The sequence below is a fragment of the Azospirillum soli genome (genome assembly GCF_017876165.1).
Lineage (GTDB): Bacteria > Pseudomonadota > Alphaproteobacteria > Azospirillales > Azospirillaceae > Azospirillum > Azospirillum soli.
This window is the reverse complement of sequence record NZ_JAGINQ010000015.1, coordinates 58,719-78,961: the sequence shown is the minus strand read 5'-3', so window position 1 is coordinate 78,961 and position 20,243 is coordinate 58,719. Positions and strand designations below refer to the sequence as shown.

23 protein-coding genes are annotated in these 20,243 nt (G+C 67.0%); 13 read left to right on the top strand and 10 right to left on the bottom strand.

From position 1 onward, the window contains the following. Positions 1–4: 4 nt before the first annotated feature. From fabF to fabD, 4 genes are all read right to left on the bottom strand, one after another. A complete protein-coding gene (gene fabF / locus J2852_RS21560) occupies positions 5–1,267 on the bottom strand; it encodes a beta-ketoacyl-ACP synthase II (RefSeq protein WP_209879536.1) in 1,263 nt (420 codons plus the stop codon). Between the two features lie 92 nt (positions 1,268–1,359). Beyond that, positions 1,360–1,599, bottom strand: coding sequence for an acyl carrier protein (locus J2852_RS21555; RefSeq protein ID WP_209879533.1), 240 nt, complete (start codon positions 1,597–1,599; stop codon positions 1,360–1,362). A 170-nt stretch (positions 1,600–1,769) separates the two neighbouring features. Continuing rightward, on the bottom strand, positions 1,770–2,507 hold the full coding sequence (gene fabG, locus J2852_RS21550; protein WP_209879530.1) for a 3-oxoacyl-[acyl-carrier-protein] reductase: 738 nt from the start codon (positions 2,505–2,507) through the stop codon (positions 1,770–1,772). Positions 2,508–2,515: 8 nt separating this feature from the next. Further along, the gene (gene fabD / locus J2852_RS21545) at positions 2,516–3,457 is read right to left on the bottom strand and encodes an ACP S-malonyltransferase (RefSeq protein ID WP_209879528.1); all 942 of its coding nucleotides are present in this window, start codon (positions 3,455–3,457) and stop codon (positions 2,516–2,518) included. Positions 3,458–3,750: 293 nt separating this feature from the next. On the opposite strand from fabD, the gene rpsF reads away from it, so the two are divergent. The 9 genes from rpsF (at position 3,751) to J2852_RS21500 (ending at position 11,793) form a co-directional block, all read left to right on the top strand. After that, positions 3,751–4,188, top strand: coding sequence for a 30S ribosomal protein S6 (rpsF, locus tag J2852_RS21540; protein WP_209879525.1), 438 nt, complete (start codon positions 3,751–3,753; stop codon positions 4,186–4,188). Then, positions 4,189–4,461: a 30S ribosomal protein S18 gene (gene rpsR / locus J2852_RS21535; RefSeq protein ID WP_209879522.1), complete on the top strand. Its 273-nt coding sequence runs from the start codon at positions 4,189–4,191 to the stop codon at positions 4,459–4,461. It begins immediately after the preceding gene. A 38-nt stretch (positions 4,462–4,499) separates the two neighbouring features. Beyond that, positions 4,500–5,456 (top strand): DUF2232 domain-containing protein, encoded by a 957-nt coding sequence (locus J2852_RS21530; protein ID WP_209879519.1) that lies wholly within the window; start codon positions 4,500–4,502, stop codon positions 5,454–5,456. Beyond that, positions 5,456–6,022 carry a 50S ribosomal protein L9 gene (gene rplI, locus J2852_RS21525; RefSeq protein WP_209879517.1) on the top strand — a complete coding sequence of 189 codons (567 nt, stop codon included), beginning with the start codon at positions 5,456–5,458 and terminating at the stop codon, positions 6,020–6,022. Before J2852_RS21530 ends, rplI begins: the two co-directional genes overlap by 1 nt. A gap of 186 nt (positions 6,023–6,208) precedes the next feature. Further along, a complete protein-coding gene (locus J2852_RS21520) occupies positions 6,209–7,429 on the top strand; it encodes a cyclopropane fatty acid synthase (protein WP_209879514.1) in 1,221 nt (406 codons plus the stop codon). Between the two features lie 148 nt (positions 7,430–7,577). Beyond that, complete coding sequence (locus J2852_RS21515; RefSeq protein WP_209879511.1) at positions 7,578–9,107, top strand: replicative DNA helicase; 1,530 nt, start codon at positions 7,578–7,580, stop codon at positions 9,105–9,107. Between the two features lie 8 nt (positions 9,108–9,115). Beyond that, on the top strand, positions 9,116–10,222 hold the full coding sequence (alr, locus tag J2852_RS21510; RefSeq protein ID WP_209879508.1) for an alanine racemase: 1,107 nt from the start codon (positions 9,116–9,118) through the stop codon (positions 10,220–10,222). Between the two features lie 9 nt (positions 10,223–10,231). Beyond that, the gene (locus tag J2852_RS21505) at positions 10,232–11,008 is read left to right on the top strand and encodes an MlaE family ABC transporter permease (protein WP_209879505.1); all 777 of its coding nucleotides are present in this window, start codon (positions 10,232–10,234) and stop codon (positions 11,006–11,008) included. An 8-nt stretch (positions 11,009–11,016) separates the two neighbouring features. Continuing rightward, positions 11,017–11,793 carry an ABC transporter ATP-binding protein gene (locus J2852_RS21500; protein WP_209879502.1) on the top strand — a complete coding sequence of 259 codons (777 nt, stop codon included), beginning with the start codon at positions 11,017–11,019 and terminating at the stop codon, positions 11,791–11,793. A gap of 178 nt (positions 11,794–11,971) precedes the next feature. On the opposite strand, the gene dmpI is transcribed toward J2852_RS21500, so the two are convergent. The 4 genes from dmpI to map all read right to left on the bottom strand — a co-directional run bounded on the left by dmpI (position 11,972) and on the right by map (position 14,702). Next, entirely contained in the window at positions 11,972–12,181 is a 210-nt protein-coding gene (gene dmpI / locus J2852_RS21495; protein WP_209879499.1) for a 4-oxalocrotonate tautomerase DmpI, read from the bottom strand. A 21-nt stretch (positions 12,182–12,202) separates the two neighbouring features. Beyond that, positions 12,203–13,117 (bottom strand): alpha/beta fold hydrolase, encoded by a 915-nt coding sequence (locus J2852_RS21490; RefSeq protein WP_209879496.1) that lies wholly within the window; start codon positions 13,115–13,117, stop codon positions 12,203–12,205. A gap of 167 nt (positions 13,118–13,284) precedes the next feature. Continuing rightward, complete coding sequence (locus tag J2852_RS21485; RefSeq protein WP_209879493.1) at positions 13,285–13,869, bottom strand: NUDIX hydrolase; 585 nt, start codon at positions 13,867–13,869, stop codon at positions 13,285–13,287. Next, positions 13,866–14,702, bottom strand: a complete 837-nt coding sequence (gene map / locus J2852_RS21480) for a type I methionyl aminopeptidase (protein ID WP_209879491.1) — start codon at positions 14,700–14,702, stop codon at positions 13,866–13,868. The genes J2852_RS21485 and map overlap by 4 nt, the downstream gene beginning before the upstream one ends. Positions 14,703–14,875: 173 nt before the next feature. On the opposite strand from map, the gene radA reads away from it, so the two are divergent. From radA to J2852_RS21460, 4 genes are all read left to right on the top strand, one after another. Next, on the top strand, positions 14,876–16,258 hold the full coding sequence (radA, locus tag J2852_RS21475) for a DNA repair protein RadA (RefSeq protein WP_209879488.1): 1,383 nt from the start codon (positions 14,876–14,878) through the stop codon (positions 16,256–16,258). Between the two features lie 34 nt (positions 16,259–16,292). Next, a complete protein-coding gene (locus tag J2852_RS21470) occupies positions 16,293–16,979 on the top strand; it encodes a CvpA family protein (protein ID WP_209879486.1) in 687 nt (228 codons plus the stop codon). A gap of 59 nt (positions 16,980–17,038) precedes the next feature. Continuing rightward, positions 17,039–18,487, top strand: a complete 1,449-nt coding sequence (purF, locus tag J2852_RS21465; RefSeq protein WP_209879483.1) for an amidophosphoribosyltransferase — start codon at positions 17,039–17,041, stop codon at positions 18,485–18,487. 174 nt (positions 18,488–18,661) lie between these two features. Beyond that, entirely contained in the window at positions 18,662–19,369 is a 708-nt protein-coding gene (locus tag J2852_RS21460) for an SDR family NAD(P)-dependent oxidoreductase (RefSeq protein WP_209879480.1), read from the top strand. Between the two features lie 8 nt (positions 19,370–19,377). Here the strand turns inward: J2852_RS21460 and J2852_RS21455 are convergent, their stop codons facing one another. Then, positions 19,378–19,767, bottom strand: a complete 390-nt coding sequence (locus J2852_RS21455) for a TadE/TadG family type IV pilus assembly protein (protein ID WP_209879478.1) — start codon at positions 19,765–19,767, stop codon at positions 19,378–19,380. Between the two features lie 14 nt (positions 19,768–19,781). Continuing rightward, entirely contained in the window at positions 19,782–20,240 is a 459-nt protein-coding gene (locus tag J2852_RS21450; protein WP_209879475.1) for a TadE/TadG family type IV pilus assembly protein, read from the bottom strand. Positions 20,241–20,243: the final 3 nt, after the last annotated feature.

The window sequence follows — 20,243 nt, the reverse complement described above, 5'->3', positions numbered from 1 at the left end:
TCCTTCAGGCGAATTCCTTGAACACCAGGGAGGCGTTCGTGCCACCGAAGCCGAAGGAGTTCGACAGGGCGGCCCGCACGCGGCGCTCCTGCGCAACCTTCGGAACGAGGTTGACGCCGAGGCAGCTCTCCGACGGGTTCTCAAGGTTCAGGGTCGGCGGAACCAGGCTGTGGTTGATCGCCTTGATCGAGTAGATCGCTTCGACCGCGCCGGCGGCACCCAGCAGGTGGCCGATGGCCGACTTGGTCGAGGACATCGTCAGCTTGTCCACGGCCGAACCGAACAGACGCTTCACAGCACCCAGCTCGATCTCATCGCCCAGCGGCGTCGAGGTGCCGTGCGCGTTGACGTAGTCGATGTCCTCCGGGTTCAGGCCGGCGCGCTTCAGGGCGCCGCGCATGGCGCGGAAACCACCGTTGCCATCCTCCGCCGGGGCGGAAATGTGGTAGGCGTCGCCCGACAGGCCGTAGCCAACGATCTCGGCGTAGATGTGGGCGCCGCGCTTCTTCGCGTGCTCCAGCTCTTCCAGGACGACGACGCCGGCGCCTTCGGAGATGACGAAGCCGTCGCGGTCCTTGTCATAGGGACGCGAGGCCTTCTCGGGCGTATCGTTGAAATTGGTCGACAGGGCGCGCATGGCGGCGAAGCCGCCGACGCCCAGCCGGCTGACCGCGGCTTCCGTGCCGCCGGCCACCATCACGTCCGCGTCGCCCAGCATGATCAGGCGGGAGGCGTCGCCGATGGCGTGCGCGCCGGTCGAGCAGGCCGTGACCACCGCGTGGTTCGGGCCCTTGAAGCCGTGCTGAATCGAAATGTGGCCGGACGCCAGATTGATGAGGCAGGCCGGGATGAAGAAGGGGGAAATCCGTCGCGGACCCTTCTCATGCAGCGTGACCGCACCATCGGCGATGCCCGGCAGACCACCGATGCCCGAGCCCACCATGACGCCGGTGAGTTCGCGGTCTTCCTCGGTCTGTGGGACCCAGCCGGAATCCTTGATTGCTTCATGGGCCGCAGCGATCGCGAAGATGATGAAATCATCCATCTTCCGCTGGTCCTTCGGCGGAACGAAGGTGTCCGGATTGAACAACCCATCGCCCTCACCGCGCGGGACCTGCCCGGCAACCTTCGAGGCAAGGTCCGAGGCATCGAAGCCCGAGATCGAGCGGATGCCCGACTCGCCGGCGACCAGACGCTCCCAGTTGAGCTTGTGGCCGACACCGAGCGGCGTGACCAGACCGAGGCCGGTAACGACGACACGTCTCATGGGCTTTTCCCTAACCTTTCCTCGAATGAACTCAGTGACGGCCAGGCCTTTTCAACGAAAAGGTGCCTGGCCCTCTGAGCGCCAACGCCCTATCAGGCGGCGGCGTTCGCCTTGATGAAGTCGATGGCGTCCTTGACGGTCAGGATCTTCTCGGCGGCATCGTCCGGAATCTCGCAGCCGAACTCTTCCTCGAAAGCCATGACCAGCTCGACGGTGTCGAGGCTGTCGGCGCCGAGATCGTCGATGAAGGAGGCGTTCTCCGTCACCTTCGCTTCCTCGACACCCAGGTGGTCGACCACGATCTTCTTCACGCGCTCGGCGACATCGCTCATTTTTTCAGACCTTCCAATCCTTGAGACCGCTCGGGCGAATTCGGCTGATTCGACACGCATATGCGTGCCGTCCTGCCACGAAAAGCCCAGTCCGATAACACATTTTAACAGCCTTGACCAGCGCCCGCGGGTGCCGGTCCAGGCCTGTCGTTCAGGCAGCGAAAACCGCCTCAGATCATCGCCATGCCGCCGTTGACGTGCAGCGTCTGGCCGGTGACGTAGGCGGCCTCCTCGCTCGCGAGGTACACGACCCCAGCGGCGATTTCCCCCGGCTCGCCCATGCGGCCGGCCGGGATGTTGGTGAGCAGCTTGTCCTTCTGCTCGCCATTCAGAGCGTCGGTCATCGCCGTGGTGATGAAACCCGGCGCGACGCAATTGACGGTGATTCCTCGCGACGCGACCTCGGCCGCGAGCGACTTCGACATGCCGATCATGCCGGCCTTGGAGGCGGCATAGTTCGCCTGCCCCGGATTGCCGGTGACGCCGACGATGGAGGTGATGCCGATGATTCGGCCCCAGCGGCGCTTCATCATCCCGCGCATCACGGCGCGCGACAGGCGGAAGGCGGCGGTCAGATTCACGTCGATGACGGACTGCCAGTCGTCGTCCTTCATGCGCAACGCCAGCTGGTCGCGGGTCAGGCCGGCGTTGTTGACCAGAATGTCCACCTGGCCCAGCGCCGCCTCGGCGTCCTTGGCCAGCTGCTCGGTCGCGGCGGCGTCGGCGAGGTTGCCGGGAACGACCACGGCGCGCTCGCCCAGCTCGGCGGCCAGCGCCTCCAGGGGGGCCACGCGGGTGCCCGACAGGGCGACGGTGGCGCCCTGCGCGTGCAGCGCGCGGGCGATGGACGCGCCGATACCGCCGGAAGCCCCGGTCACCAGCGCCTTCTTGCCGGTCAGATCGAACATGGAAAGCCTCACAGCGTCTTGAGGAACGACTCGACGTCGGCCGGCGTCTGCACCGAAATGCCCGCCAGCTCCTTGTCGATGCGCTTGGCCAGACCCGACAGCACCTTGCCCGAGCCCAGCTCGACCAGCGTGTCGACGCCTTGCTCCTTCATATAGAGCACGCCTTCACGCCAGCGGACCATGCCGGTGACCTGCTCGACCAGCAGACGGCGAATCGCGTTGGGGTCGGAGACGGCGGCAGCGACCACGTTGGCGACGACCGGCACCTCCGGCGCGCTGATGGTCACGTTGGCGAGCGCCTCGGCCATCGCGTCGGCGGCCGGCTGCATCAGCGGGCAATGGAAGGGAGCGGACACCGGCAGACGGACCGAACGCTTCAGCCCGCGCTCAGCGGCGAGCACGATGGCGCGGTCGATGGCCTCGGCGTGGCCGGAGATGACCACCTGACCGGACGAATTGTCGTTGGCGACCGTGCAGACGTCGCCCTGCGCCGCGTCGGCGGCGATGGACTGGGCCTGCTCCAGCTCCGCGCCCAGCAGCGCGGCCATGGCACCCTTGCCGACCGGGACGGCCTTCTGCATGGCCTGGCCGCGCAGCTTCAGCAGGCGCGCGGTGTCGCCCAGCGTGAAGGAGCCGGCGGCGCACAGCGCCGAATACTCACCCAGCGAATGGCCGGCGACGAAGGCGGCATGCTTGGCGAGATCGAGCCCGCCCTGCTCCTTCAGCACCCGCGTGACCGCAACGCTGACGGCCATCAGGGCCGGCTGGGCGTTCTCGGTCAGGGTGAGGTCGGCCTCGGGGCCTTCGAACATCAGGCGGGACAGGCGCTGGTTCAGCGCGTCGTCCACCTCTTCGAAGGTGAGCCGCGCGACCTCGAACGCCTCGGCCAGCTCGCGGCCCATGCCGACGGCTTGGCTGCCCTGGCCCGGAAAGACGAACGCCCTGGTCATGCTGTGGAAAACCCTGATCATGGCGCGCCACAGGGGCGGCGCTGCCGTGGAAATTGCGCGACAGTCATACCCGGCCTTTTGGGCAAGTCAAGCGGAGCGCATCCTGTTCTTGAAGAACGGCAACAAAAAGCCGCTTTTCGCCCCCGAAACCGCTTGCCCGCATAAGGCTTTTATGCATACTGCGCCGCTTCAAACTCCTTGCCGGCGGCATGCCGTCGGCTAGGCCCGGGCGGCTGGCCGGTCCATCGTGGATCGCGAACAGCGCCGGACCATGAACAGCCATGGGGAGTAATATGGCTCTTTACGAGTGCGTGCTGATCGCGCGCCAGGACATTTCGGCCGCCCAGGCCGAGCAGCTCAGCGAGCAGTTCGCCCAGATCATCCGCGACAACGGCGGTCAGGTCGCCAAGACCGAGTACTGGGGTCTGAAGACGCTGACCTACAAGATCAAGAAGAACCGCAAGGGTCACTACACCCTGTTCAACATCGACGCTCCGGCCGCCGCCGTGCTCGAGGCTGAGCGGAACCTGAGCATCAACGAAGACGTCCTGCGCTACCTGACGGTTCGCGTGGACGCCCACGACGCCAACCCGTCGGTGATGATGCAGAGCCGCGGCGAGCGTGGCGACCGCGGTGATCGCGGCGACCGCGGCCCGCGCCGCTTTGACGATCGTGGCCCGCGCCCGCCGCGCCGCCAGGAAGCGCCCGTTGCCGAAGGGGAGACCGCCTAAATGTCCGACAAGCAGACCACGGGCGCTCCGGCCCGCACCGGCGGCGGTCCGCGCCGTCCGTTCTTCCGCCGTCGCAAGACCTGCCCGTTCTCGGGCGCGAACGCTCCGGCGATCGACTACAAGGACGTCAAGCTCCTGTCCCGCTTCATTTCGGAGCGTGGCAAGATCGTGCCGAGCCGCATCACCGCGGTTTCCACGAAGAAGCAGCGGGAGCTCGCCCGCGCCATCAAGCGCGCCCGTTTCCTGGCCCTGCTTCCGTACATCGTGAAGTAAGGCTTTAGGATTCGGACGGCGAAGGCATAGGTGTCCCCATGGCCTCGACCCTGGTCGCCCCGCTGGCGGCTGCCATCGGAGTCGGCGTGGTCAGCGCGTTTCTCTATCTCGCCGTTCTGTTCGGCGGGGCAGGCGCGCTGATCCTGGGTTATCTGGCGCCGCTGCCACTGTTCCTCATGGGACTGTGGCTCGGCTCCACCGCGACCGTCATCGCCGGATTGGCGGGGACGGCGGCGGTGCTGGCGGTCTCGTCGAGCCTGCTCGTCGCGCTGGCCTATCTGGTGACCGGAGCCTTTCCGGTCATCCTGGTGGTCCGGCAGGCGCTGCTGGCGCGGACGGCCGCCGACGGGGGCATCGAATGGTATCCTCCGGGCCGGCTCCTGATGGGGCTGACCGGAATGGGGCTCGCGGCCCTTCTGGGTGCCGTGGTTCTGACGCTCGGACAGCCCGACGGGCTGGAGGGCGCGGTGCGCAACACGCTGGGCCGCATGGCCGAGCAGCTGTTCGCCGCACAGGGGCAACCCGCCCCGGACCCGGAAACCTTCTGGATGGCCGAGGTGTTGCCGGGCCTTGTGGTGGTCTCATGGCTGACCATGACGATCGTCAACGGGGCCTTGGCGCAGGGAGCGCTGATGCGGTTCGGCCGCAACCGGCGTCCGCCCATGCGGCTGGTCGATCTGGAACTGCCCCGGTGGTTGTCGCCGGCGTTCCTGGCCGCCGTCCTGGCGGCGTCGGTCGCACCGGATCCGGTCGGGTTCCTCGCGCTCAACACGGCGCTGATCCTGGCGCTGCCCTTCGCCTTCGCCGGACTTTCGGTGGTGCATGCGTTTGCCCGAAGCCGGTCGGCCAAGACGCCGATCCTCGTCGGGTTCTACATGTTCCTGTTTCTCTTCGGTTGGCCGATCATGCTGATGGTCGGCCTTGGCATGATCGAGCAATGGATTGGGCTGCGTCGCCGTCTCCGGCCCGCCGGCCCCGATCAGGAGGACGAGTGATGGAAGTTATTCTGCTGGAGCGGGTTGAGAAGCTCGGCCAGATGGGCCAGGTCGTGAAGGTGCGTCCTGGCTTCGCCCGCAACTATCTGCTGCCGCAGAAGAAGGCCCTGCGCGCCACCAAGGCGAACATGGCGTTCTTCGACAAGCAGAAGGCCCACCTGGAGGCCGTGAACCTGGAGCGCCGCAAGGACGCCGAGCAGGTCGCCTCCCAGATGACCGACGTGACCGTGGTGGTCATCCGTCAGGCCGGCGAGACCGGCGTTCTGTACGGTTCGGTCACCACCCGCGACGTCGCGGACGCCCTGACCGCCGCCGGCTACAAGGTCGACCGCAAGCAGGTCGCCATCGAGTCGCCGATCAAGACGCTCGGCCTGTTCAAGGTCCGTCTGGTCCTGCACCCCGAGGTGACCATCGCCGTCACGGTGAACGTCGCCCGCTCGCAGGAAGAGGCGGAGCTGCAGGCTCAGCGTGGTGGCATGGTCACCGCCGCCGATCTGCGCGACGAGGAAGAAGACGAGTACGAGGCCCCGGAGGCCGTCGAGGCCGAGGACTCCGAGCAGGCCTAACCCGCCTCTCACACGAGTTCAGTTCGCTCGTCCGGAAGCCGCCCGCCCCGCAAGGGGCGAGGCGGCTTTTCCGCTTTTTAGAGTCCGAAATCGGGGTTCCCCTTTCAGGGTGCGCCGGATGAACCCTTCGCACGCGCCGGGCTGGCTTCCCACGTGAGTCGGCATGCGTCCGTGTGGAGGGACGGTATGCTTCTCGCCCGTTTGCTGAAGCCCGCGGTGACCGCGGGTGCCCTGGACCTCGTCGATGCCGATGGCCGGGTTCATCGGCTGGGAAGCGGCACGCCGGCCCTGACACTCCGCCTGCACGACAAGGCCCTGCATCGCGACCTCGTCCTGAACCCGCGCCTGCGATTCGGGGAGGCCTTCATGGACGGGAGCCTCACCATCCAAGGCGGCTCAGTCTATGATTTCCTGACGCTGCTTTGCGAGGGGCAGGAGAACGTTCAGGGTATTCTCGGCCAGATTCGCGAGGCGTTCGCCCCTGCCCTGCGGCTGGCCCAACAGCACAACCCGCTGGAACGCGCGCGCCGGAACGTGGCGCACCATTACGACCTCTCCCGTCAGTTCTACGAACTGTTCCTCGACCGGGACCTGCAATATTCCTGCGCCTACTTCGCCAAGCCTGGAATAGGGTTGGACGAGGCGCAAGAGGCGAAGAAGCGCCACGTCGCGTCGAAGCTGCTGCTCCAGTCCGGCATGCGGGTTCTGGACATCGGTTGCGGCTGGGGCGGCATGGCGTTGTACCTCGCGCGGGCCACCGGCGCGCAGGTGACGGGAATCACGCTCTCCGCCGAGCAACTCGCCATCGCCCGCGAACGGGCGGCCAAGGCCGGGCTGGCCGACCGGGTGCGATTCGAGTTGCGCGATTACCGCGAGATGACGGGGACCTTCGACCGGATCGTCTCGGTCGGCATGTTCGAGCATGTCGGCGTACCGCAGTATAGCGCCTTCTTCCGCAAGATACGGGAACTGCTGGCCGAGGATGGGGTGGCGCTGCTGCATTCCATCGGGCGTTCCGACGGGCCAGGGGCGACCAACCCATGGCTCCGCAAGTACATTTTCCCCGGTGGTTACTCTCCGGCCTTGTCGGAGGTTCTGCCGGAGGTCGAAAGGGCCGGGCTGTGGAACACGGATACGGAGGTCCTGCGCCTGCATTACGCCCAGACCCTGCGCCATTGGCGGGAACGTTTCCTGGCCCGCAGGGACGAGGCAAAGGCCATGTACGACGAACGCTTTTGCCGAATGTGGGAATTCTATCTGGCGGGGGCGGAGATCAGCTTCCGCTACCAGGGGCACATGGTCTTTCAGATGCAGCTGGCCCGGTCGGTCGGCGCGGTGCCGATGACCCGCGACTACATGACCGAGGCTGAACGCACGTTCCTTCATACACCGGATGTAGCCGCCTGACGCTTGGGGTAGGCCGCTGGAGCGGCTTGCATTTCCGGCTTATCCCCGGAATTCTCCCCATGTGGATGAAAGTTATGCACAATATTTCGGGTAGGGTCGTCGCCGTTGGCACAGCTCCCCTCCCCTCCACTTTGATACAGTGCCGGCCATGGACGACAATACCACCCAGCTGTTCGAGCCGCGCCCCATGGACGGCGGCCAAGGCCGTGTCGGCGCCAAGGCGGCCGCCGAGTACCGCACCCCGCCCCACAACGAGGAGGCGGAACAGGCGCTGCTCGGCGCCATCCTGGTGAACAACAAGGCGTATGAGAAGGTCGGCGAGTTCCTGCGCCCGGAGCACTTCTTCGACCCGGCCCACCAGCGCATCTTCGCCGCCATCGGCAAGATGATCGAGCGCGGGCAGATCGCGAACCCGGTCACGCTGAAGGCCTATTTCGACAACGACCCGGAGCTGGCTCCGGACGGCGGCTCCAGCTATCTGGCGCAGCTCGCCGCCAGCGTGGTGACGGTGGTCAACGCCGGCGACTACGGCAAGACCATCCACGACCTGTTCCTGCGCCGCCAGCTGATCGAGGTCGGCACGGACATGGTGAACGAGGCGTACCAGCACGACCTCGACATCGACGCCATGGACCAGATCGAGGCGGCGGAAAAGCAGCTGTTCGACCTCGCCTCCACCGGCGACGTGCAGGGCGGCTTCGTCGCCTTCGCCGAATCGTTGAAGGCGGCCATCGCCACGGCGGAAACCGCCTTCCGCCGGTCGAGCCACGTCACCGGCGTGACCACGGGCCTGCGCGATCTCGACCGCAAGCTGGGCGGCATGCACCCGTCGGACCTGATCATCCTGGCGGGACGCCCGTCCATGGGTAAGACGGCGCTGGCGACCAACATCGCCTTCAACGCCGCCAAGGCCTACATGCGCTCGAACGGGGAGGAAGGCGGCTGCGTCGGCTTCTTCTCGCTGGAAATGTCCGCCGAGCAGCTAGCCACCCGTATTCTGGCGGGCGAGGCCGAGGTGTCCGGCGACAAGATCCGACGCGGCGAGATCAAGGACAGCGATTTTCCCAAATTCGTCCAGGCGAGCGTGGAGCTTGGCCGCGTCCCCTTCTTCGTGGACGACACGCCGGCGCTGTCCATCGCCGCTGTCCGCACACGCTGCCGCCGGCTGAAGCGCACGCACGGTCTGGGCATGGTGGTGGTGGACTACCTTCAGCTTCTGCGCGGCACCTCGCAGCGGGGCAACGAGAACCGCGTGCAGGAAATCTCCGAGATCACGCGCGGCCTGAAGGCCATCGCCAAGGAGCTGGAAGTCCCCGTCCTGGCCCTGTCGCAGCTCAGCCGCGCCGTCGAAATGCGCGAGGACAAGCGGCCGCAGCTGGCCGACCTGCGCGAATCGGGCTCCATTGAGCAGGACGCCGACGTTGTGATGTTCGTTTACCGCGAACAGTATTATCTTGAGCGCGCCGAGCCAGCCCGCCGGCCCGAGGAGACCGAGGACAAGTACAACGACCGCTACGAGAACTGGAAGCGCCGCTACGCGGAGGTGCACAACACCGCCGAGGCGATCATCGCCAAGCAGCGTCACGGTCCGATCGGCAGCGTCCGCCTCTACTTCGACGGCCAGTTCACCAGATTCGGCGATCTCGACACCACGCACGATTTCGGCCCCGACGAGTGATTCTGAACATGTCCGAAGCAGCGGCCCGCGCCGGCGCCATCCTGACCGTCGATCTCGACGCCGTCGTCGCTAACTGGCGCAGCCTGCGCGACCGGGTGGCGCCGGCCGAATGCGCCGCCGTGGTCAAGGCCGACGCCTACGGGCTGGGCGTGGCGCGCGTCGTTCCGGCGTTGGCGGCGGCCGGCTGCACGACCTTCGTGGTGGCGCAGCTGAACGAGGCTCTGGCGGTGCGGGCGGTGGCGCCCGACGCGCGGGTCCTGTGCCTGGGCGGGCTGCCCGCTGGCTGCGAGGACGATTTCACGGCCAACCGCATCCTGCCGGTGCTGAACCATCTGGGCGAAATCGCGGCGTGGCAAGCCTATGCCCGGACGCGCGGCGAGCGGCTGCCGGCGGTGGTGCACATCGACACCGGCATGAACCGACTCGGGCTGGGTCCGGACGAGCTGGACCGGCTGGCGGGCGATCTTTCGCTGATCGACGGCATCGACGTTCAGGTCTGGATGACCCACCTCGCCTGCGCGGACGAGGACACGGTGATGAACGCCCAGCAGCTCGGCCGTTTCCGGTCGGCGCTGGGACGGCTGCCGGCGGCCAAGGCCAGTTTCGCCAATTCGTCGGGCATTTTCATGGGGCCGGCCGCCCATTTCGACCTCGCCCGGCCGGGCTGCGCGCTGTACGGCGTCAACCCGACGCCCGCCGGGCCGAACCCGATGCGGGACACCATCCGGCTCGACGCCCGCGTGCTTCAGGTGCGCAACGTTGACAGCCCTATGACCGTTGGCTACGGTGCCACGCACCGCGTTGCGGCTAAGGGGAAAATCGCAACCATCGCAGTGGGTTATGCCGACGGATATCTTCGCTCGCTCAGCGGGCGCGGAAACGTGTTCGTCGACGGCGTGCCGGTGCCGGTGGTTGGACGGGTTTCGATGGATCTGGTGACGGTGGATGTCAGCCACCTGCCCGACGGCGCGGTGGCGCCCGGCGGGCTGGTCGAGTTGATCGGCCCCAACCGCCCGGTGGACACCGTGGCGGCCGAGGGCGGCACCATCGGGTACGAGATCCTGACCTCCCTCGGCGCGCGCTACCACAGGGTCTATCGGGACCCGTCCGCCTGAGGTCGCTTGATGGGTTTCCTTGCAGCCACCGGCCGTGCCTTCCTGGTTTTCCTGGAAGCGACCGGCAAGCTTGCGCTGTTCACCGGCATCGCTCTGTACCACTGCGTCCGACCGCCCTTCTACCTGCGGCAGATCGGGCGGCAGATGATCGACATCGGCTACTACTCCTTGCCGGTGGTCGGGCTGACCGCGCTGTTCACCGGCATGGTGCTGGCGCTTCAGAGCTATTCGGGCTTCTCCCGCTTCCAGGCTGAGGGCGCCATCGCCACGGTGGTCGCGCTGTCGGTGACGCGCGAGCTGGGACCGGTGCTGGGCGGCCTGATGGTCGCCGGCCGCATCGGCGCCGCCATGGCGGCCGAGATCGGCACCATGCGCGTGACCGAGCAGATCGACGCCCTGTCCACGCTGTCCACCAACCCGTTCAAGTATCTGGTGGCGCCGCGCCTGCTGGCCGGCCTGACCATGCTGCCGCTGCTGGTTCTGGTGGCCGACATCATCGGCGTGTTCGGCGGATTCCTGGTCGGCGTCTACCGGCTGGACTTCAACCCGTCCTCCTACATCAACCGCACCTGGGAGTTCCTGGAGCCGATCGACGTCATCTCCGGCCTGGTGAAGGCGGCGGTGTTCGGCTTCGTGGTCGCGCTGATGGGCTGCTACCACGGCTACCACTCCAAGGGCGGCGCGCAGGGCGTGGGCGCGGCGACGACCAACGCGGTGGTCTCCGCCTCGATCCTAATCCTGGTGTGGAACTACCTCATCACCGGCATCTTCTTCTCGACGAAGTGAGCGCAGTCATGACGCAGGTCCCGAAGATCGCGCTCAAGGGCGTCCACAAGCATTTCGGCCCCAAGACCGTGCTGAACGGCATCGACCTGGAGGTCGGCCGGGGCGAATCGCTGGTGGTCATCGGCGGGTCGGGCACCGGCAAGTCGGTGATGCTGAAGTGCATCCTGGGCCTGCTGACGCCGGACTCCGGCTCCATCCGCGTCGACGGCGAGGAGACCACCCGGCTGCGCCCGCGCGAGCGGGAAAAGCTGCTGCACAAGTTCGGCATGCTGTTCCAGGGCGCCGCCCTGTTCGACAGCCTGAAGGTTTGGGAGAACGTCGCCTTCGGCCTGATCCAGGGCGCCCACATGCCCCGCCCGCAGGCCAAGGAGATCGCGCTCGCCAAGCTCGCCGCCGTGGGCCTCGGGCCGGAGGTGGGCGAGCTGTCCCCGGCGGAGCTGTCGGGCGGCATGCAGAAGCGCGTCGGCCTCGCCCGCGCCATCGCCGACGAGCCGGAAATCATCTTCTTCGACGAGCCGACCACCGGCCTCGACCCGATCATGGCCGACGTGATCAACGAACTGATCGTGAAGTGCGTGAAGGATCTTGGCGCGACGGCGGTGACGATCACCCACGACATGGCCTCGGCCCGCAAGATCGCCGACCGGATCGCCATGATCTACCAGGGCCGGATCATCTGGACCGGCCACGCCAAGGACATCGACGATTCCGGCAACCCGTTCGTGGATCAGTTCGTCCACGGCAAGGCGGAAGGCCCGATCAAGATGCAGGTGCGGGCGCTGTAGCGCCAGATCCCGATACGCCAGACGCATTGGGCTCCGGGCGGACCGACCTGCGGCCGGCCCGATGCTCAAGAACCGGACGCTCAGAGACCGTTTGCACCCTTGTACCCGTCATCCCCGCCTTCGCGGCAATGACGAGACTGGGGGATATCCACGGCACAAAGCGTTTCCAAACAGGCTCTCAGGGCTTCGACTCAGCCAGCCTCCGCTTCAACTCGGTGACGGTGACGCCGCCCACGGCGATGTCATCGTCGGGCAGCTCGTGGATCGAAACGAGGAAAAGCTCCTTCGGGATGCCGGTCACTTTTGCCGAGACATCGGTCAACTGCTGGATCAGCTCCGCCTTGACCTCTTTGCTCAACTGGCCAGATTCGAAAACGATGACGGGCACGCTCCATCCTCCTCGTTCTTTTCAGTCCTTGACGTTCGCTTCGACAAACTTTTCGATCTTGGCGAGGAGCAGCGGCGGAGTTTGGAGCATCGGGTAATGCCCGGCGTTCTGGATCGTCTCCACCGTCAGGTTCTTGTAGGCGGCCTCAAACTTCGGGCGCTCGGCGGCTTCCTGGTAGAAGGGAATGTCGTCGGCGCCGGTAATAAGCAGGACCGGGACATCCAGGCCGGCGACGGCGGCGCTGACGTCGGTGCCAGTAAACATCTTCAGATAGCCAAGCATCGGTTCGCGGCTGGTGGCGTTGCGCGCGATCGCCAGTTTGTAGTCGATCCACGTGTCGGTGTAGCGCTGGGCGACGCGGGCCTTGATGGCGCCGCGCATGGCGTCGTCAGTGTCGATCACCGCCACCAGCCGCTGGAAGCCGGCATCGTCGGTCTTGAAGCCGGCGGCCGGGACCGGAGTGACGGCGATCAGGCTCTTGATGCGGGTCTTGTCCTTGGCCGCCATGGCCTGGGCGATCAGGCCCGACATGGAATGGCCGACGATGTGGAAGCGCTTGTGCCCCAGCTTGTCCATCAGGGCGAACATGTCGGACACGGCCTCGTCGGCGGTGTAGTCGCCCTTCACGTCCTTGGACCAGCCGTAGCCGCGCAGATCGGCGAACACGTAGGTAAAGGCCTTCGTGTTGAGATACGGCAGCAGCCCGGCGTAGTTGCTGTGGTCGCCCATCCACTCGTGCATGACGAGGATGGCTTCCGGCCCCGTTCCAACCGTGCCATGACCGACAATGAAGGAACCGGAAGCGGAGACGGACGGGGGACTGGCGGCGAACGCCGCCGGGCCCGCCGCCATCGCGGGCGGAGCGAAGGCCATGGCACAGAAGGCGCCGAGACAAAGGGCCGAGCGGAGAAAAGGGGCGAACATGGGCGAGCGCATGGGGGCGTTCCTTTTTTGGCTTTGGGCTTCTGCGGCTTCACAGAGCCAAAGGGTGAGGAAACGCCGCCGATTCCCATGACCTGGCTCCCCGCACCGCCGGAATTGATCGAACATTAGAATTCGTTCACGACCAACGCAACGACGCGGGGTGTCGCAGGGAGACGAAGCTACGGATTCGATGCGGAGCGGGCGAGACTTTCGCGCAGTTCGGGCAGAAGGACGGCGCCGAGCATGGCGATCATCGGCAGGAAGGCATAATCGCCCGCCGCCGCGGCTTCGATCAGTTCCGCGCGGGTGAGGAGTTCCAGGCGCATCTCCTCCAGGTCGCCGGAGTCTGCCTCGGCGACCTTGCGGGCGCCGCGCGCGTGGAACATGTGGCAGGCGCAGCCACGGTGGTTGCCCTGCATCACGTAGGAGCCGAACGCCGTCCAGTCGGCGGCCTCGTAGCCGGTTTCCTCCAGCAGTTCCCGCTTCGCGGCGGCCAGCGGGTCCTCGCCGGGGGCCATCATCCCCGCCGGAAAGGTCAGGCTGACGCGCCGGGCGCCGTGCTTGTACTGGCGCAGCATCAGGGAACGGCCGGCCTCGTCCTCCACGAACATCAGGACGAAGTCGTTTTGATCCACTTGGTAAAAGCTCTCGATCCGGCGGCCATCGGGGAGTTCGATGGTTTCCTCGTGGACGCGCAGAAATGGGCTGGCGTCCAGCAGAATGCGGCGGTCGAGCACCGTCCAGGGCTTCAGTTCCTCGGTCATGGAGCGGAAACACAATAGGGCGGCTGGGTGTAACCGGCGGGGGACAGGGTGAAGATCTCACAGCCGTCCTCGGTGATGCCGACCTGATGTTCGAACTGGGCGGACAGGGACCGGTCGCGGGTCACGGTGGTCCAGCCATCGGACAAGATCTTCACGTCCGGCTTGCCGGCGTTCAGCATCGGCTCGATGGTGAAGACCATGCCGGGCTTCAGCAGCACCCCGGTGCCGCGCTTGCCGAAATGGTCCACGTGCGGCGCGTCATGGAAGACACGGCCGATGCCGTGTCCGCCGAAGTCGCGCACCACGCCGTAACGGTGGGATTCGGCCAGAGTCTGGATGGCGTGGCCGATGTCGCCCAGCGTGTTGCCGGGCTTGGCGGCGGCGATCCCGGCCATCATCGCCTTGTAGGTGATGTCCACCAGCTTGCGCGCCTTCACGCCGATCTTCTCGCCGACGAAGTACATGCGGCTGTTGTCGCCGTACCAGCCGTCGAGGATCACCGTCACGTCGATGTTGACGATGTCGCCATCGACCAGCGTCTTGTCGTCGCTGGGAATGCCGTGGTTGACGACATGGTTGGGCGAAATGCAGCTGGCGTGCTGGTAGCCCTTGTAGCCGATGGTCGCCGGGATCGCGCCGTTGTCGCGCATGAAGGCTTCGATCAGCCGGTCGAGCTGCCCGGTGCTGACCCCCGGCACCACGTAGGGGGTGATGTAGTCCAGCGTCGCCGCGGCCAGCCGGCCGGATTTGCGCATCGCCTCGAATTCCTCAGCCCCGTGCAGCGGAATGCGCCGCCCTTCCCTATCAGCCACGTACTCACCTGTGTTCGTCATCGTCGTCACTCACGGTCTTCTCCGCCCCCAACGCCATCCTCGGCTGTCCGGGCGTAGAACCTAACACCGGAACGGTCCGAGAAAAGCCCCAGTTTTTGGGACCTAGGGCATAGGATTTGCGGCGGGGGCTTGCTATATGTGGGGCGCCTCCGCCCCTAGACGCTGCTATACCTTTGGCCAAGCCCTCAACCCGCTACGCCTGCCAGTCGTGCGGTGCGACCTTCCCGAAATGGGCGGGACGCTGCGACGCGTGCGGCGAATGGAACACGCTCGTCGAAGAAGCCGCTCCGGAAAGCGCGCCCAAGGGGTTGGGCAGCGCGCGCGGGCGCCGGCTGGACTTCGTCGGGCTGGCCGGCACCAGCGAGGCGCCGCCCCGCCGTCTGACCAACATCGCCGAGTTCGACCGCGTGTGCGGCGGCGGGCTGGTGCCCGGCTCCGCGATCCTGATCGGCGGCGATCCGGGCATCGGCAAGTCCACGCTTCTCCTCCAGGCGACGGCGCGGCTGGCGCAGGACCACCGCTGCGCCTACGTGTCGGGCGAAGAGGCGGTCGATCAGGTGCGGCTGCGCGCGCTGCGGCTGGGCTGCGTCGCGGCGCCGGTTCAGCTGGCATCGGCCACCAGTGTGCGCGACATCGTGGCGTCGATGGACGCGGCGGACGGGCCGGACATCATCGTCATCGACTCCATTCAGACGATGTATGTGGACAATCTGGACAGCGCGCCGGGCACGGTGGCGCAGGTCCGCGCCTCGGCCCAGGAGTTGATTCGCGCGGCCAAGCGCCGCGGCGTCGTGCTGCTGCTGGTCGGGCACGTCACCAAGGAAGGCATGATCGCCGGCCCCCGCGTGCTGGAGCACATGGTGGACACGGTGCTGTATTTCGAAGGCGAGCGCGGCCACCAGTTCCGCATCCTGCGCGCGGTCAAGAACCGCTTCGGCCCGACCGACGAGATCGGCGTGTTCGAGATGACCGACGGCGGCCTGGGCGAGGTCGCCAACCCCTCCGCCCTGTTCCTGGCCGAACGGCGCGGCGACGTGTCGGGTGCCGCCGTCTTCGCCGGAATGGAGGGCACGCGCCCCGTGCTGGTGGAGGTGCAGGCGCTGGTTGCGCCCTCGCCGCTCGGCACGCCGCGCCGCGCGGTGGTCGGCTGGGATTCGGCGCGGCTCGCCATGGTTCTGGCGGTGCTGGAGGCGCGCTGCGGCGTGCAGATCGGCGCCAACGACGTCTATTTGAACGTCGCGGGCGGCCTGCGGATCACGGAACCGGCGGCGGACCTCGCCGTCGCGGCGGCGTTGGTGTCGTCGCTGACCGGCGAGCCGGTGCCGGCGGACGCCGTGGTTTTCGGGGAGATCGGTCTGTCCGGCGAGGTGCGCGCGGTGGGCCAGAGCGACACCCGCCTGAAGGAAGCCGCAAAGCTGGGGTTTTCAACGGCCATCTTTCCGGCTAGACGGAACGGCCAAAGGGCCAGCCGCAACGACGGCGGCCTGAAGACGGTGGAACTGCATCACCTGGGCGAGCTGATGCCTCTGTTCCAGGCAACGCACCGGCGCGATTGAGGCAGTGAGTGGCACTGAGGGGCTGAGCGGCGTTATGGAGACTTTCCCAATCAATCCGGCGGATCTCGCCGTCATCGTCGTGCTTCTGCTGGCCGCACTTCTGGCCTTCACGCGCGGCATGGTGGCCGAGGTGCTGTCGGTCGCGGCCTGGGCCGGCGCCGCCATCGTGACGATGTACGCCCTGCCTTACGTCCTGCCGCTCGCCCAGCAGCACATCCGGATCGAGATGGCGGCCTACGCGGTGTCGGCCGTGGCGGTCTTCGTGGTCAGCCTCGTGGTCTTCACGATCCTGGGGCGCGCGGTGTCGCGCGGCGTGCAGAATTCCGGGCTGTCGGCGCTGGACCGTTCGCTGGGCTTCGTGTTCGGCCTGCTGAAGGGCGCGATTCTTGCTTCGGTCGCCTACCTGTTCTTCGCCTGGCTGGTGCCGAACCCGGCCGAGCACCCGGCCTGGCTGCAAACCGCCAAGACCCGGCCGCTGCTGGCCGCCGGCGCCGGCATGATCTACGAATTCGTGCCCGAGAACCTGCGCAAGGACGGGCTCGGCCACATGGACATGGCGCGCGACCGCGCGCGTCAGGCCATCGAGGCGAAGGAGGCGCTGGACCGGCTGTCGACTCCGGTTCCCGGCGCCTCCAAGACCGGTGGTGCGCCGCAGCCCGATACCGGCTATAAGGATCGGGACCGTGGCGATCTTGAGCGATTGATCCAGAACGCGCGCTGACGCGCCCGTTGACGACGCGACTTATTTTCATGACGCCCGAGCAGGACGAGGACCCTTCGATGCTGACGACGCATCCGTTCGACGACGACAAGCTGCGCGAGGAGTGCGGCGTGTTCGGCATCTACAGCCACGCCCAGGCCGGTGCCATCACGGCGCTTGGCCTGCACGCGCTGCAGCATCGCGGCCAGGAGGCGTGCGGCATCGTCAGCTTCGACGGCGACCGCTTCCACCAGCAGCACGCGCTGGGTCTGGTCGGCGACCATTTCTCGTCGGAAGCGATCATCGCCAAGCTGAAGGGCCCGCAGGCCATCGGCCACGTCCGCTACGCCACCACCGGCGACACCACCATCCGCAACGTCCAGCCGCTCTACGCCGACTTCGAGTTCGGCGGCTTTGCGCTGGCCCACAACGGCAACCTGACCAACGCGCAGACCCTGCGCCGCCAGCTGGTCCGCCGCGGCTGCCTGTTCCAGTCCACCACCGACACCGAGGTGATCGTCCACCTGATGGCGATCGCGCGCGGCGGTTCGCCCGTCGATCGCCTGATCGAGGCGGTGCGGCAGGTCGAGGGCGCCTTCTCGCTGGTCGCGCTGACCGCGAACAAGGTGATCGGCGTGCGCGACCCGCTGGGCGTCCGTCCGCTGGTGCTGGGCAAGCTGGGCGACACGCACATCCTGACCAGCGAGACCTGCGCGCTGGACATCGTCGGCGCCGAGTATGTCCGCGACGTCGAGCCGGGCGAGATGGTCGTGCTGGACGAGGCCGGCGTGCACAGCCTGCGTCCGTTCCAGCCGCAGGGCCGCCGCTTCTGCATCTTCGAGTACATCTACTTCGCGCGGCCGGACAGCGTGATGGAGGGCAACTCCGTCTACAACGCGCGCCAGCGCATCGGCGCGGAACTGGCCCGCGAGTCGGGCATCGAGGCCGACGTGGTCGTGCCGGTGCCGGACAGCGGCGTGCCGGCGGCCATCGGCTACGCCACCCAGAGCGGCGTGCCGTTCGAGCTGGGCATCATCCGCAACCACTATGTCGGCCGCACCTTCATCGAGCCGACCGACCAGATCCGCCATCTGGGCGTGAAGCTGAAGCACAACGCCAACCGCGCCATGATCGAGGGCAAGCGGGTGGTGCTGGTGGACGACAGCATCGTGCGCGGCACGACCTCCAAGAAGATCGTGGAGATGGTGCGCTCGGCCGGAGCCAAGGAGGTGCACATGCGCATTTCCAGCCCGCCGACCTCGCACCCCTGCTTCTACGGCATCGACACGCCGGAGCAGAGCAAGCTGCTCGCCCACCGCATGTCGGTGGAAGAGATGCGCGACTTCATCCAGGCGGACAGCCTCGCCTTCATCTCGCTGGACGGTCTCTACCGGGCCATGGGCGAGGCGAAGCGCGACCCGAACAACCTGCGCTTCTGCGACGCCTGCTTCACCGGCGAGTACCCGATCCAGCTGACCGACGCGCTGGACAGCCCGCCGACCGAGGCGAACGTCCGCATCCGCGCTTAAGGTAAGCCCTTCTCCCCCCAATCATAAGAATGGGGGGAGAAGGGTTTGGGATGAGGGGGCGGCCGACAGGCCGGCAAAAGGCCCGGCGTGGCCGACGTTTTCCCCTCACCCTGCCCCTCTCCCCAAGGGGAGAAGGGCTTCACGAACATCCCACCCCCAGATCGAGCCCGCCCCATGTCCCGTCTTTCCGGCCGCATCGCCCTCATCACCGGCGCGTCGCGCGGCATCGGCGCCGCCGTCGCCAAGCGCTTCGCCGCCGAGGGCGCCCATGTCATCCTGACCGCCCGCACGGTCGGCGGCCTGGAGGAGACCGACGACGCGATCCTAAAGGCGACGGGAAAGAACGCCACGCTGGTCCCGCTCGACCTGCGGCAGTTCGACAAGATCGACCAGCTCGGCTATTCGATCTTCGAGCGGTTCGGGAAGCTGGACATCCTGGTCGGCAACGCCGGCGTGCTGGAAGCCCTGGGCCCGGTCGCCCACTATGACCCGAAGCTGTGGCAGCGGGTTATGGACGTGAACGTCACGGCCAACTACCGCCTGATCCGCTCCTTCGACCGGCTGTTGCGCGCGTCGGACGCCGGGCGCGCGATCTTCGTGACCTCCGGCGCGGCCACCGCCCCCTATCCCTACTGGAGCCCGTACGGCGCCAGCAAGGCGGCGCTAGACATGATGGTGAAGACCTACGCGATGGAAATCGCCAAGTCGAACCTGCGCGTGAACCTGATCGACCCCGGCGTGGTCGCCACCAAGCTGCGCATGCAGGCCTTCCCTGGCGAGGATCAGAACACCCTGGCCCAGCCGGACGGTATCACGGAGCGTTTTGTCGAGCTGGCGGAGCCGGCCTGCACCCGCCACGGCGACGTCGTGGCGGCCCAGTAAGGGCGCTGTCAGTTGACCAGGGGAACGCGGGCGCGGCCGGTCGCGTATCGCAGTTCCCTTGGAAAGTAGCCGGTGAACGCGGCGGACGGCCAGTCGTAGCGGGCCTCCACCGCGACGTAGGCGACGCCGCCGGACACTTCGCGTTCCACGTCCACCGTCAGACTTGCCTGGTCGAGGGTGGAGGCGCGCTCCCGCGCGCGCTTGGTGATCGCCTCGTCGTCGCCCCCGGACACCATGGCGTAGCGCGCGGCCTCTTCCACGGCGAACTGAACCGTGCTGCGCACCCAATAGAAGCGCGCGAATTCGATGCTGGTGAAAACCAGCACGAAGAACAGCGGCAGGATGACGGCGAACTCGACGGCGGTCGAGCCATCACGCGCGCGGAAGAGCCGGATCATGGCGCCCCCTTTCCTCACGAGGCCCGCAGCACGGCCTGCTTTTGCAGCAGGATTTCGCCAGGAACACCGGGATACGGAAAGATCGGCCGGTAGGGCTGCGACACCGACACCGACACGAAGGTGAACAGCGGACCGTCCGGGCAGGAGTCGGTGCAGTCCGCCGCCTCGCCGCTTGGGCATTCGCAGAAGGTGGCGGTTTCGACCGCGGCTTCGGCGGACAGGCCGCCACCGCCCAGCGCCGTCGCCTTGGCTCCGGCAATATCGTCCGGCCGCGCGCGGGCATACTGCACCCCGGCGCGCGCCGCCGAAGCCAGCGACATGTCGTCGTAAATCGCGCGGCCGAGATCGATGGCGACGGCGAAAATGGCGATCAGGATGGGCGCGGTCAGGGCGAATTCCACCCCGGCCGCCCCCCGGCGGTCACGCCAGAAGCGGCGCGCATGGTCTTTGGCCTTTGGCGGGAACATCGGCATGGC